Genomic DNA, 13,660 nt, shown 5'->3' with positions numbered 1-13,660 from the left:
GGTAGCGGCAGAGTGCCGGCGGGCCGTCCCATCACGGCGTGCCCGCATTTTCTAAGCGCCGGGTCTGGTTCGCGGGTGAGTGTCTAACTGCGTGACAACGCCGACGCACAGCGGCGGACGAGCGCGGACGGCTGTGGACGCTCGCAGCAGTTGAGAGGCCCACCGAACCGTGGTCGGCCACCCGCGCAAGTTCCTTCGGGACGAAGAGGTCGTGGGTTCAAATCCCGCCACCCCGACAGAGAAACACCAGTTCAGGGCGGGTGCTGAGAGATCAGCACCGGCCCTGAACTGTTCTCCAGAGGCTCTCTGGAGAAATCCTGGAGAAGATCTTGAAAATCGTCTCCAGACCAGTGCCCTACCCGCGAGCCCTCAGCAGCGCATCCAGAGCAGCAACGGGCGAGCCGGGGCTCATCGCTCGGCGCGCGTCCAACGCCTCCTCCCACATTCCGGTGAGCGCGGTCATCAGCGCCTGCCGCATGCCAGCCGTGATGTGGTCATAGCGGGACTGCACCGAGCCGTCCTCGTGACCCATGCGTTCGTCCATCAGCTTCGGCGGGGTTCCCACCTCTCTCATCAGGGTCTTGTGCGTATGGCGCAGCCCGTGCGGTGTCAGCCCCGGAGCGATCGGCACCCAGCACGCCTCAGCCCGCTTGGAGGCTCCTCGCCCACGTGCGGGAATCCCTGGCCACGGCTCAGCGACCACCGGCACAGGGTGCTCTTCCTGATTGCCGCGTCCGGGGTACCGTCCCGTGGCAGCAAGTCGAAAGAGCCAAGTGGCGAAGCCCGAGCGTCGCCAGTGTGCGGCCAGCTCCCCCGCTCCCGCGTTACGGACGTACCCGAGTTCGGTGATGGCATCCAGCACCTTCAGACGAGTCGGCTCCGCCACAGCGCCGGGGCGGTTGAGCACGTTGGAGACGGTGCCTGTCGAGACGACGGCGCGGCGAGCGACGTCGACCAGCTTTGCTCCCGGACGGCTCACAGAGCCATTGGCAGCGCCGTGGCCACGGAAGACGTAGGCCAGTCCGTGGCAATCACAAGGCTTCGGTTTTGGTAATAGATGCAATGCCGCTTTACCGCTTACGAAAACCCGCGGTGGTGGCGCGCAGCGGGCACTTGAAGAAGCAATCTTGGGTGGACTGCGTACTTTTTCTTCCTCACACCCTGGGGACGGGAAAACCTGCTGGCCAGAGCCGCTATCTCGTGCGGAGGAGTCGACTGTCCACAGGCCTGTCCCGCATTCGTCCACAGCGAAAGGTCAAGTTTCCCCAGAAGCAAGGCAGTTGTGCCCAGGCCCTGTGGACAGCCAGATTCGACTGAGGCCGAGAGCGTGCCACTATGAGTGAGCCATATGACTGTACTGGCCTTTTACGTCGCGCAATTGACGACCAGTGGGTTTCACGTGAAACGACGCGTGGGCACATCCTTGCCTGCAAGAAGTGGAGTTGAGCCTCTCATTTGTCATGGTCGTGCCGTAGAAACGACAAGCAAGACAGGCCACCGGCCCTTGCTGACACACCTCGTGTCAGTGCGGCGCCACAGAATGTTCCTTGGCGGCCTCTTTGGGGCCCGTCGCCAACACGGCGGCGGCCCCCTGTTGCGAGCAGGAGGCCACCGACTTCGACAGCAAGAACCGACGACCTGAGGAGGTCACGATTCCCACCGAAGACGAGCCTACGGGCTCCCACTGTCAAAGCAACTCTGACCAGCACCTTGACGGCCCGCCGCTCGGTGCGAAGCCCAGGGAAAGGCGCCTACGCCCGGGGCGGGCGCAGGCTCGTCGACTGCTGGAGACCGCGAGTGACGAGTTCGTGCGGTTGGCGGTGAAGGCGTCCACGATGGGCCTGGCCGGCCTGGCGGTCTACTGGTTCGAGCGCCGGTGATCCGGGCCGCCTAGGAGTGCCCGAGGTACTCCCAGGCGGCCCTCCTTGCCCGGTCTACGAGATGGGATACGCCGCCGGCGACGAGGTCGACATCTCCGCGCTCGCCGTGGGCGATGTCTTCGTGAAGTTCAGCTACGTCCGCGACGAGCCCCTGTTCGGGATTCCCGTGCGCCCACTCCTGGCCACTGCGACGCTTGATCAGGCAGTAAGGGGAGAGGAACCGCTTTGATCATCCTGGACACAAACATCCTGACGAAGTCCGGCATCGACAGCGCCACCACAGATCTGGTCAAGATCATCAGGGCGTCCGATGTGGAACGCGTGGCCGTGCCGTGGATGGTGCTGGAGGAGCTTACGGCCCACCGTGCGGTGCCGTACCGCCAGAAGTACGAGGCAGCCGAGGCAGCCCTACGCAGCCTCAAGGACGGAACGCCGTGGCCGATCCGCGTGACGCTGCCGCGGATGGATCTACAGCGTTTCCAAGACGAGTGGCGCCAGAAGTGGCTTGACGTGGTCGACGTCGTCCCAACGAGCGAGGCCGCGCTGAAGCAGGCCTTGATCCGGGAGGCGAACCTTCTGCCGCCGTGCAAGCAGGTCACCATCAAGGCGGGCGGCGACACCGGGAAGATAGGCGGGCGGGACGCCGCGATCTGGCTCACGGCCGTCGAGTACGCGCGGGAGCATCCTGACGAGACGGTCTACTTCGTCAGCAATAACACCAAGGGCTTCGGCGACGGGGCAGCCTTCCCGTACCCGATGAACGAGGACCTCACCGGCATTGAGGATCAGTTCGTGCTCCTCACCACCTGGTACGAGGTCGTGGAGAAGTTCGCCCAGCGGACGGACGATGTGGACGAGGACGCGGTGCGTTCGATCCTCTCGAGCCGGGAAAGCCTCAGCGTGATCGAGGAGGAGGCCGTTCGTCTGATGCTCGTGCCGCCGGACCTGGTGGGGCCGGACTTCGAAGCCGCGATGGGTCTCTTTGTGCAGGGCGAGGGCACGCTGGTCGATACCGACACCGTGCGGGTGCTTGGCTGGGCAGTACCCCCGTTCGTCACTTTCGATCAGGCAACCGATCTGACCGCCTACCGCATCGGGGACCACGTCTGGTGCACTGCCACGGTGCGGTGGGTCTTGGCCGCGCCCGGCCTCGTGAGGGACAGCCTTCAAATCCAGGGCGTTGCCTGTGTGTGGGAGACCCGTGTTCTCGTGAGCACGACGAACGCTGACGCCAAGCTCACTGTCCTGCGAAGCCAGGGCACCCGTGCGCTGTCCGCAGGCCAGTCCTCCGCCCTTTCCCGGGAACTCGCCGATTACGTCAGCATCATCAGCCACGAGCGTAGGTGGATGAATCTCCGCCATGAGTTCGCCGGCCGCCTCACTCTCTCAAGGATGGAGAGGCTCGTTGCGGAAGGTCTTCTGCCGCCACCTTCCGCTGCTCACTAGCCGATGCGGCACCCGTACGCCGACGCCGCGCGGCCCAGCCGGGCGCTCGGCTGGGGGCTATGGGGCGCGCGGCGTGGACGATGGCGCCCTGGTTGGCCTCCGGGATCAGGCCGTACACGAGGATGCAGGAGGCGTCGATGCGGCCCGGGCTGTCGGGGTCGGTGGACTGCCACGTCGACCACTCGCTGGAGAAATCCTGGAGACGATCTTGAGATAGCGGCCCCGGAGCACCACCGGAGACCGACGCATCCCGACCCTCTGACCTGCAACTTTGACATGATCCCCAGGTCGGCGCTCTTCTAAGGCCTAATTCGGGAGCAAGCGGTCCACGAGCAAAGTAGGGCGCGCACGGTGGGGCGCCGGCCACGGTCGGGGTTGATGCAGGTTCGGGTGACAGGTTGACCTGCCCCAGGTCCTACGGTCTCAAATTCGAGGGGGGAGCAGGCCCCGAACGAATGCCGTTCGGAGCCTGCTCCATACAGCCGCATCAAATCAGAGCGGAAGATGCGGTATCCCGGCCGAACGCAAGGCTCATCGCGCACCGGGGTCCCAGTGGCGCCTCCGCCCCGGGCGCCGCAGAGCGCCGTACATTGGGGACGGTAAGAAGGGTGTCATATTTCGCAGATGAGCATTGTTCTCGCAGGTGAGAAGCCTTGTAACTGACCTGGTCTCGGTAGGCCGCCGGTATGTCATGCCGTGTCACAATCCGGAACCGAGAGTGGCGATCGTCCGCCCGCTACTCAGCGGACTGGCGACCATACGTCGCATGAGACGATCACGGACCCGCCGGTCAGCCTCCATCTATGCCGTCCTGCAGGCCGTGACCGTGGTGTTGGCGCTGTGGCTGTCCAAGCACTTCCAGGTGGCGCGACTGGGCGCCACACTCGTCGCCCTGGCCCCCACCGTGCCGGGCGCCTACCTGGCCTGGGCCGCCTACCGCGACGACCGCCGCGAGGCCGCAGCGGACACCGACGCAAAGGTGAAAACGCTGGCCGCAGTCGTGGCCGCGGCCGAGACCCGGCAGCGCGCCCAGCTGATCGGGCCCGGCGCCCATCGCATCGACGTGGCCTTCCACCAGCGCACCGAGCCCGCCAACAACGCGACCGGCGCCGCAGCCCACGGCCGCCTCACCGACATCGTGTCCTACTACCAGAACCTGCGCCCCGCCCGCCTGACCATCACCGGTGAACCGGGCGCCGGCAAGACCCTGCTCGCCCTGGACCTCATCCTCGGACTGTTGACCCACCCCGGCCGCGCCGACACCGACCCCGTCCCGGTCCGCTTCTCCCTGGCTGACTGGAACACCGACCGCCCCCTTCAGGAATGGCTCGCCCACCAGGTCCACCAGCAGTTCCGGGACCATGGCATCACCCTCGCCGACGCATCCACCCTGGTGGACGGATACCACGTCCTGCCGGTCCTGGACGGCCTGGATGAGATGGACACCGACGCAACTCCAGCCGGCCGCCGCCGTGCCGCGCGCGCGCTGGAGAAACTCAACGCTTACCAGGACCCCACTGGCAGCGCCCCGGTCGTCCTCACCTGCCGCACCGCCCAGTACGAGAACCTAGCCAGCCTGGACCTGCGGATGCGTGAGGCCGCCCGCATCCAGCTCGACGACGTCAGCCCCGGCCAGGCCGCCGCTTATCTCACCGCTCGCAGCACCAGCCCCGACCGCTGGACGCCGGTCATCGAGACGTTCACGACCGCGCCCGGCGGCACACTGGCCCGCTCCCTTTCCACCCCCTGGCGCCTCAACCTGGCCGCCACCGCCTACGAAGAACGCCACCCCGACACCCTGGCCTACCTCCGCGAACCGGACCAGCTGCTCACCCTGGCTTCCCCCAGCGCGGTCCGCGACCACCTCCTCGCCCGCTACCTGCCCGCAGCCGCCCACCAGCACCCCACACACCCCATCCGCTACCGCCCCGACCAGACCCACCACTGGCTCGCCGCGCTCGCCGCCCATCTCGCCACCACCGCACCTGCATCCACCGCAAGCAGCACCGACATCGTCCTCCACCAGCTGTGGCCCATGGCCGGTCCCCGCCGCGTCCGCACCGCTGACGCCCTGCTCGGCGCCCTCCTCGCTCTCGCCTTCACCGCCCTGGTCCTGGCCCAGGTCCCCATCGGCTTCTCAACCAAACAACTATTCGGCGCCTCAGCCGGCGTGTTGGTTGCCCTGGGAACTATCTGGCAAGCCAGCCGTCCTCTCGTCCCAGAGCCTCAAACGTTCCAACTCCAGCGGCTGCGCAGCCCAACCCACCGCCGCAAGCTCGCCCGGACCATCGCAATGGGGCTCGTGACCGGGTTCGCAGCCGGGCTCGCGGGTGGGCTCGTGCTCGGGCTCGCCAGCGCGCTCGTGATCGGGCTCGTGATCGGGCTCGTGTTCGGGCTCGTAAGCGGGGCTGGGTTCGGACTCGTGATCGGGCTCGTGGAACCCCTGAAAGATGCTCCGCCGACAGACCCGCGTCATCCGGTGCGGGACGATCTCGCGTTCGGGCCTGCGGTGGGGCTCGTGTTCGGGCTCGCGGGCGGGCTCGCAACCAGCCTCGTAAGCGGGCTCCCAATCGGGCTCGTGCTCGGGCTCACGCTCGGGCTCGCGGGCGGGCTGTACTGGCTCTCTGGGGCTGGCCGCCGCTACCTGGTTTTCCTGCTCTGTATCCGGGGCCGATTGCCCTGGCGGCTCGGCACTTTCCTGAACTGGTCCTACGAGGCAGGACTCCTGCGGATCTCCGGCGTGGCCTACCAGTTCCGCCACCGGGAACTCCAGGACTGGCTCACCGCGCACCCTACGCCCTGACAGGAAGAGGATTCCTAGAAGTGGGCGCGCTGTGATCGTGGTTGCTGCCTTGGAGAAACCCTGGAGATGATCTTGCGTGGGGACCCCTGAGGTGCCGACAGAGGCCGACGCTTCCCAACACTCTGACCAGCGTGCTTGACCTGGAGCACAGGTAGACGATCTTCCAGGGCCTAATTCGGGACGAAGAGGTCGTGGGTTCAAATCCCGCCACCCCGACAGTGAGACACCAGGTGAGGCACCTAGGAACGTTCCTAGGTGCCTCACCTGTTTCGTCTGCGTGTCCATCTGCGTGACTACCGCTCCGCACCCCGCTTGAAGATGCCGTCCATGACCACGGCGCCGGTTTGGATCACGGGGCGGATCTGCTTTCGGTAGACCTCCTCGGTCACGGCCGTGCCGGAGTGGCCGACGAGACGGGAGATCTCTTCCAACGGGACGCCCCGGTCGGAGAGCAGGGACACGAAGCTGTGCCGCAGCTCCCTCGGGGTCCACTCGTTGGCGTTGATCCCTTCGGCGTCCTTGAGTGCCTGACGGAAGGCCCGCCGGACGTTGGTCGCGTCGAGCGGCTTGCCCACAGCCGACGAGAAGACCAGGCCGTGTTCCTCCCACTGATCCCCAGCAGCGAGCCGCTCCCAGCCCTGGTCCTCGAAGTGCTGCCAGAGGACCTCGACGCAACGCGCCGGCAGAGCGAGCGTGCGCCGGGACTTCCGGGTCTTGGTGTCCCCGCCACGCCGGACCGAGCGCCAGACCGCGATGTGGGGAAGCTGCGGCGGGTCAGCGTCGGACCTTCCTTTGAGGAAGACGTGGTCCCAGGTGAAGGCCCGAAGCTCCTCGGTACGCGCACCAGTCAGCAGGGCGACGACGACGTAAGCGTGCATCGAGATCCTCTCAGCCGCCTTGAGCACTGCCTCGGCCTGGGCGAAGTTGAGCGCCTTGGACGGCCGTCCCGGCTGACCCTGAGGTACCGAGCACAGCTCGACGACGTTGCGTTTCACCTTGTCGCGGGCCATGGCCCGCTTGACCGAGCGGTTCAGACAGGAGTGGACGGCGGGGGCGCCGCTCGCGGGTGCCGGTCCGTAGATGGCGTGCGTGGGGAGGCTCCCATCCCGTCTGCCGTCAACCCAGGCAGAGCCGAGCAGTCGCGGCCCAGGGCATCAAGGTCGTTCGTACAGTGGCGCGCTCCACCTTGACGCCCTGAAGCACGCCCGCTCCACGGTGTGTGGGTCGACGGCAGACGGGGTGGGAGCCGGGGAAGGTGATGGCCCAAGGCGAGAAGACCCGGTACGCCGCGCGTGAACACTGAGCCCGTAGGCCACTAGTCCGACTCGTTGATATATGGGCGTGTTACCCCCAGACGTGCCAAGTGATCCTGTGTGTGCGGTTCAAGCTCGCATCGGATGTAGGAGACATCCGAGACGCTTGAAACAAGGAGCACACATGAGTCCTGACCACAGGACACCTACGCCGTCCGGGCCCCTACTGCGAGGCAAGCGCAGGAAGATTGGCGGGCTCGCCACAACCGCGCTGCTGGTGGCGATCGGACTGATCACCCCCGCCGCGGCCATCGCACACACCATGACTGGCCACGCGTCCGCCGCCGACGATAGGTGCGACAAACCTGGCATGGGCGGGCTGGACAACTGTAGGGGGCCGAGGCCGCCGAAGCCGAAGCCGAAGCCGACCCCGACCCCGACCCCGCCGCCAACGGGCTGCAACGACATCGACTCAGCAGTTCAGGGGATGACCAAGTACGTCTCGGTGGTTTGTAGCGGGGAGGTGCGGGTCCTGTCCGTCGATGAGGCTGGTCCGAATCCGCCGACCCCTGTTGCTAACGGAAGCGGCGTCTTCTGGCAGCTGGTGGGAGGTCCGACCAACGTATTCGACGCCACGCTGTCGGTATTCGATGCTCGCCTCCTGGTCACCGAGCTGACCTCAACAGGAGAGGTGTGGCAGGGGGTGTGCACCTCAGCGCTGCCGCTGACGGTGCCGTGCACCTTCACGCAGATGCCCACGCCACCGAACACGTAACGAACCTGCTCGCGGCGATCGTGTGGCCTGTCGGAAGCATGCGGCGGTCCGCTCACTACCGTGGCAACATCGGCCGGCTAGGCTACACCGTGCCCCTGGCGTGCCCGTTCGAGAGGCACGCCAGGGGCTACGGGGAACACCGGAAACAACTCGAGGTCGCTGCCCAGCCGCTTGAGTGACAGCCGGGGGCGGGCGCGACCTACGTCACGTCGGCGACGGGTGGGCAGTCTCCTGGGCCGCCCCTGGGCCGTGCGGGGGCGCTCGACGATGACAGATGACGACAGTCGACAACGGCTCTCCCCCTGCTCAGGGGCGGTGCTTCGGGTGCCAGCGCAGGTGCCCATCGGTGAAGCAGAGTTGAGGAACTTCTGAGGAACGAGCATCTCGGCCGCGCCCGATTGCCTTCCAACGCGTCGCCCACCCGTCGGCGGCTCTTCCGGGCCCACGGGCCGCAGTCTCCGGACGGGCTGTTCGAGGTCGACAGCGGCCTGGCGACAGAGGAGTACCTGGGACTGCATGAAGCGTTCGAGGAACTTGGGGCCATTCAAGTGCGCCGCTTCGCTCCGACCACTCCTCGGACCCGGCCAATAAGGTCGCGTCGCGCAAGCATCAGAAGCTCGCATTTATATCGTCGGCACCACAGTGCAACCGTCCACGCGCCCGCCAAATCCTTTCCCGCTCTACCGAATTTATCGGCACTAAAATACGGCAACGCAACCCCTTGACCCGCTCTTGGGAGCTAGCTAGCTTTCACTCACCGCATCCGAGCCATGGGGGGAAAGTGAAACTACGACTCATCTCTCTCTTCTGTTCAAAAACAGAGGATGACACAGGCGAGGACGAACCCCGCCTGATCGTGAACGGCGTACAGGTTTGGGGAGCAGAAGCTCCTGGGCTGAACGATCGCGACACTGCGGACCTTTCGGCGGTTCCTGTAATCGAGTTCGGCACACGGGCTCGCATCGAGCTATTCGACGCCGACGCCGGCGGCGAGGACGACGACGACCTCTTGGGTCGTTTCTATGTAGGTCGCATGCAGAGCGGGCAAGGGGAAGTGGAGTACCACTTCGTCGAGGATGACGCTGACTATACGCTGACCTACGAAGTCACGTCGTAGTCCCTCGGCGCCCGGCCCGGAGCTCTCCTGGCCATAGGCAACATCTCTACGCCACGGGGGCATATGTGTGCAGTCTAAACCGGGTTGCCGCGCTCACCTGGGCCACAATAGGCCTGCTAGGAGCGGCGATTGCGTGTGGCGTAGGCGCGGTGTTCGCGCCCTGGCCATATGACATTGCTCTAGCAATAGCAGCTCTGGCATTCGCAGGCGGCGCGGCGCTCACGGTCCAGCTACTGAAAACCGCCATCAATGATTATGTGGCTTGCCGAGACCGGCAGGACGGACGGTCCGACTGCACGATCACCCCATCCTGGGAAACCTTTTTCCAGGCAACAAGCTTCATGTCACTCATTTCCTGGGTGGCAGCAGCTGGGTGCATCGTCATTCCTTGGTTCGGAAAAGGAGCGGCTGTCTATTTCCTCTGGTCCGGCGTCACAAATAGCGTCGCTGCGATTGGGGTACTCATCGGCCTACTTAGCAACCTGTACTCCTATGCTGCCTGTCGCGACAAGGCAAACCGCCCGGGGCCGATCGGGTGAGGGGTCACATCGCCCTGCGATCAAATGACCGTGAGGCATTGAAGGCAAGCCGGAGGGCCATTCATGTATTCGTGAATGGCCCTCGCTGGCTCACCCGTACTGCAGGCGGCTTAACAGATCAGGCCACGGTGCCGGCGTCGTCGCGCTTTACGGGATCTTCAGTGAAAATGTCATCCATCGCCTCGGCACCCTGCGTGATCACGGGCCGAAGTTGCATGCGGTAGACCGCCTCCGTGGTCGCCTGGCTGCTGTGACCGACCAGGAGCGCGATTCGTTCCAGGGGGATTTACGGTCCCTGACCTCCTAACCAGATCAGGGGCCGTTCTCCCTGCTCAGCGAGCGGAGGCGGTGGGATTTGAACCCACGGTGACATCGCTGCCACGACGGTTTTCAAGACCGTGTACGGATCGACTCTCCCCAGGCGTCGAGTGCGCCCACGGCCGTGTGGATATGAGCCGGGCCGCGAAGCAACCGTTCTCCCGCGCACCACCAGGACAGTTGCTCCTCTGCATCCTCCCTTGGATGCATGCCCAGGCCATGCTCGGGACAGAGGGGCCACGCATGCCACAGAAGCTCCATGACGGTCTCCTGTGCGGCATCGGCGACGCTCGCCAGCGCAGAGGCGAGGCCGTCCTGCGAGTCCGGGTCCAGGTGATTGCCGTGCCACTCGCCGTTGGCCGTGGCGACGTAGACGTTCTCCGGCTCATCCGCATCGTAGGACGGAAGGGCCAGCAGTTGCAGGGGTTCGAGCTGGGGAAGCGTCACCGCCAGGTCCCGGTTCAGAAGGGCGAGAGCCTGGTCCCACACGGGGTACTCGCCCGGCGAGACGCGGCGAGGCTCGGGAGGGTCGAAAAGAGCGCACATGAACACCATCCTCCGCCACACCAGGGGCAGCCCCCTCGCTCAACAGCGTCGCCCTCCGCAAAGACCGCGTGCGGCGGCTGACGTCAGCGGCTGATCGCGCGGCGTCCTCTCAGGGGCCGGCCCAGCGGTCTCGCCGTGCTTGCGCACCGATCGCCGCACGGCGACGTGAGGCGGGGTGTCGTCATCCGTCTCCAGGAAGACGTGGTCCCCGGTGCAAACCCCACTGCCTCCCCACGATGAGCGGAGAGAGCGGCTCCTGACCTGGGTAGCTGGCCGGGGGCCGTTCTCGTGCACGGTTCTTCACGACTGACCGCGGCTCGCCTCCGACCATCTCCGTAGATGCGCGAGAGAGCGACATGATGAGTTGAGACGTCTATTCCATTGTGCGAATCGGCATTTTATGACCTCTTCCAGAGGCCCATACGGTCGGATTCATGGAGTGGAATTTTCCGACGGCCGAAGAACTGGCGGCCGCCTTGCGTGCCGGTGAAGTGACATCGGTGGAGCTGACCGACCAGGCAATCGCCCGTATCGAGCGGGACGACAAGGTGATCAACGCGATCTGCGTGCCGGACTTCGACCGTGCGCGGGCCGCCGCGCACCGTGCCGACCGGGCGCGCGCCCGCGGCGAGGACAGGCCACTGCTCGGTATTCCGGTGACGGTCAAGGAGTCCTACAACATCGCCGAGCTGCCGACGACTTGGGGCATCCCGATGTACCGGGACTTCGTGCCGGCCGAGGACGCGGTACAGGTGTCGCGGCTCCGGGCCGCCGGCGCGGTGGTGCTCGGCAAGACCAACGTGCCCTTGGGGCTGCAGGATCTGCAGAGCTTCAACGAGATCTATGGCACCACCAACAACCCATGGGATCACGCTCGTACGCCGGGCGGGTCCTCCGGCGGATCAGCGGCGGCCCTGGCGGCTGGATTCGGCGCGTTGTCCATCGGCTCCGACATCGGCGGCTCGCTGCGCAGCCCCGCGCATTTCTGCGGTGTCTACGCGCACAAGCCGACACTCGGGCTGGTGGCGAACCGCGGTATGGTCCCGCCCACCACGCCGGCGTTGCCGGTCGACCTCGACCTCGCGGTCGTCGGCCCGATGGCGCGCACCGCCCGCGACCTCACGCTCCTGCTCGACGTCATGGCCGGGCCGGACCCGCTGACGCTCGGCGTGGCGCACGACTTGACCCTGCCGCCCGCACGCCACCAGCGGCTGAGCGACTTCCGGGTCCTGGTCCTCGACGAGCATCCGTTCATTGCGACCGGGTCCGCTGTGCGGGCCGGCGTGAACCGGGTGGCCGACGCACTTGTCGACGGCGGCGCCCACGTCGAACGGTACAGTCCGCTGCTGCCCGACCCGGCCGAAGCCGCGACGCTCTATATGCAGTTGCTGTTCTCGGGCTCCGTTGCGCGTTTTCCCGTCGAAGCGTACGAGCAACTGCGGGCCCGCGCCGCCGGACTGAGCGCGGACGACCAGAGTCTCGACGCGGCGCGACTGCGCGGGATGGTGTTCAGCCACCGCGACTGGATCGAGGCGAACGACCGTCGCGAGCTCCACCGTCACGGCTGGCGGCAGCTCTTCGCCGAGTTCGACGCCGTGGTGTGCCCGATCACGCCGACTCCCGCGTTCCCGCACGACCACAACCCCGATCTGCTGGAACGCCGGATCGACATCGACGGCGTCGAGTACCCCTACCTCGACCAGCTCGTCTGGGCCGGTCTGGCCACCATGCCCGGCCTCCCCGCCACGGCCGTACCGGCGGCCCGGACCCCTGAGGGCCTGCCGGTGGGAGTGCAACTCATCGGTCCGCTGTTCGAGGACCGCACCCCGTTGCGGCTGGCCGAACTGCTCGAGCAGGAGATCGGCGGCTTCCAGGCACCGAAGTAGGGCGTACTACCGGGTGGCCGGCGGGGACAACCGCCACGGCTGCGTGTCTCTCTGCGTGACTACCGCCCTGGATCACGGACCGGATCTGCTTCCGGTGAACCTCCTCGGCCGGGGCCGCCCCTGAGAGCCCGACGAGCCGGGAGAAACGACGCCGAGCACCCCAGGAAGGCGCAGGTCAACGTCCATCGCGTCCCTGCCGCAATCGGCCTGCGCGCATGCCTCTACACTCCGCACACCTGTTCAACATTCCACCGTCATGAATCAGGACGGTGGGCCTGCCCTGTGGGGGGTTTCATGCGCAAGCTCGCCGTCGGCATCCTGCTGCCGTGTGCGGTGGCACTGTCGGCGCTGACCGGTCCGGCCGCCGAGGCCGTGACCGGGGACGGAGATCTGAAGATCACAAACGTGTCGTTCAACGGTGGCAAGTCCGTCGTGGTCGGCACCACGGAGAAGAAGACCTTCATCCTGGCGATCACCGCCACGGACAGCTCCGGGATCAACGCGGCCTACTCCGACATCTGGAGCACAGCAACCGCCACCGGTTTCGGATACCACGACAACCTGGGGTGCAAGGCCGTCAACGCCACCACCGCCACCTGCTCGATGAGCTACGTCATGGACCCGGGCCACTACGGACTGGAGAACGCGCAGGCGGGGGCCTGGCAGGCATACCTGGACATCAGCTCCAAGGACCACGACGTGATAACGGAGAACTTCCCGGACAAGTTCTACGTCAAGCGGTATGCCAAGCTCACGACCGACGCCTCGCCCGAACCGGTGAGCAAGGGCGCGACGCTGACCGTGACGGGCAAGCTCAGCCGGGCCAACTGGGACGACAACGCGTATCACGGGTACGCCAAGCAGTCGGTGAAGCTGCAGTTCCGCAAGGCGGGCACCAGCACCTACACCACGGTCAAGACCGTCACCACAAGCAGCACCGGCACTCTGAGGACCACCGTCGCGGCATCCGCCGACGGCTACTGGCGCTACGCCTTCGCGGGCACCACCACGACGGCCTCCGCCAAGGCCGCCGGCGACTACGTCGACACCAAGTAGTCAGCGGGACGCCGACACCGGCTCCGGCAGCGTCCCACGGC

8 protein-coding genes, 1 tRNA gene and 2 pseudogenes are annotated in these 13,660 nt (G+C 66.2%); 7 read left to right on the top strand and 4 right to left on the bottom strand.

What is annotated here, in order from left to right:
* Positions 1-355: 355 nt before the first annotated feature.
* Positions 356-1,048: pseudogene (locus tag ACF1A5_RS09805) on the bottom strand (LacI family DNA-binding transcriptional regulator); the annotation flags it as partial.
* Between the two features lie 893 nt (positions 1,049-1,941).
* Between ACF1A5_RS09805 and ACF1A5_RS09800 the strand changes: the two are divergent.
* From ACF1A5_RS09800 to ACF1A5_RS09790, 3 genes are all read left to right on the top strand, one after another.
* Positions 1,942-2,109, top strand: coding sequence for a hypothetical protein (locus ACF1A5_RS09800; protein ID WP_392192310.1), 168 nt, complete (start codon positions 1,942-1,944; stop codon positions 2,107-2,109).
* A complete protein-coding gene (locus tag ACF1A5_RS09795) occupies positions 2,106-3,326 on the top strand; it encodes a PIN domain-containing protein (RefSeq protein ID WP_392192309.1) in 1,221 nt (406 codons plus the stop codon). The genes ACF1A5_RS09800 and ACF1A5_RS09795 overlap by 4 nt, the downstream gene beginning before the upstream one ends.
* 820 nt (positions 3,327-4,146) lie before the next feature.
* Positions 4,147-6,129 carry an NACHT domain-containing protein gene (locus ACF1A5_RS09790; RefSeq protein WP_392192308.1) on the top strand — a complete coding sequence of 661 codons (1,983 nt, stop codon included), beginning with the start codon at positions 4,147-4,149 and terminating at the stop codon, positions 6,127-6,129.
* A gap of 293 nt (positions 6,130-6,422) precedes the next feature.
* Here ACF1A5_RS09790 and ACF1A5_RS09785 read toward each other — a convergent pair.
* Positions 6,423-7,178: pseudogene (locus ACF1A5_RS09785) on the bottom strand (site-specific integrase); the annotation flags it as partial.
* A 388-nt stretch (positions 7,179-7,566) separates the two neighbouring features.
* Between ACF1A5_RS09785 and ACF1A5_RS09780 the strand changes: the two are divergent.
* Entirely contained in the window at positions 7,567-8,157 is a 591-nt protein-coding gene (locus ACF1A5_RS09780) for a hypothetical protein (RefSeq protein WP_392192307.1), read from the top strand.
* A 781-nt stretch (positions 8,158-8,938) separates the two neighbouring features.
* The gene (locus ACF1A5_RS09775; protein ID WP_392192306.1) at positions 8,939-9,274 is read left to right on the top strand and encodes a hypothetical protein; all 336 of its coding nucleotides are present in this window, start codon (positions 8,939-8,941) and stop codon (positions 9,272-9,274) included.
* A gap of 879 nt (positions 9,275-10,153) precedes the next feature.
* Here the strand turns inward: ACF1A5_RS09775 and ACF1A5_RS09770 are convergent.
* Both ACF1A5_RS09770 and ACF1A5_RS09765 read right to left on the bottom strand, forming a co-directional pair.
* Positions 10,154-10,251: transfer RNA gene (locus ACF1A5_RS09770), tRNA-Ser, on the bottom strand.
* Positions 10,204-10,677, bottom strand: coding sequence for a hypothetical protein (locus tag ACF1A5_RS09765; RefSeq protein WP_392192305.1), 474 nt, complete (start codon positions 10,675-10,677; stop codon positions 10,204-10,206). The genes ACF1A5_RS09770 and ACF1A5_RS09765 overlap by 48 nt, the downstream gene beginning before the upstream one ends.
* Positions 10,678-11,111: 434 nt before the next feature.
* On the opposite strand from ACF1A5_RS09765, the gene ACF1A5_RS09760 reads away from it, so the two are divergent.
* Complete coding sequence (locus ACF1A5_RS09760) at positions 11,112-12,563, top strand: amidase (RefSeq protein WP_392192304.1); 1,452 nt, start codon at positions 11,112-11,114, stop codon at positions 12,561-12,563.
* Between the two features lie 294 nt (positions 12,564-12,857).
* Positions 12,858-13,619, top strand: coding sequence for a calcium-binding protein (locus ACF1A5_RS09755; RefSeq protein ID WP_392192303.1), 762 nt, complete (start codon positions 12,858-12,860; stop codon positions 13,617-13,619).
* The last annotated feature ends 41 nt before the right edge of the window (positions 13,620-13,660 follow it).

The organism is Streptomyces sp. NPDC014864, from assembly GCF_043081525.1.
In the GTDB taxonomy this organism is placed as follows: Bacteria; Actinomycetota; Actinomycetes; order Streptomycetales; family Streptomycetaceae; genus Streptomyces.
The sequence above is the reverse complement of the archived record's forward strand: the minus strand, read 5'-3'. Positions and strand labels throughout refer to the sequence as shown.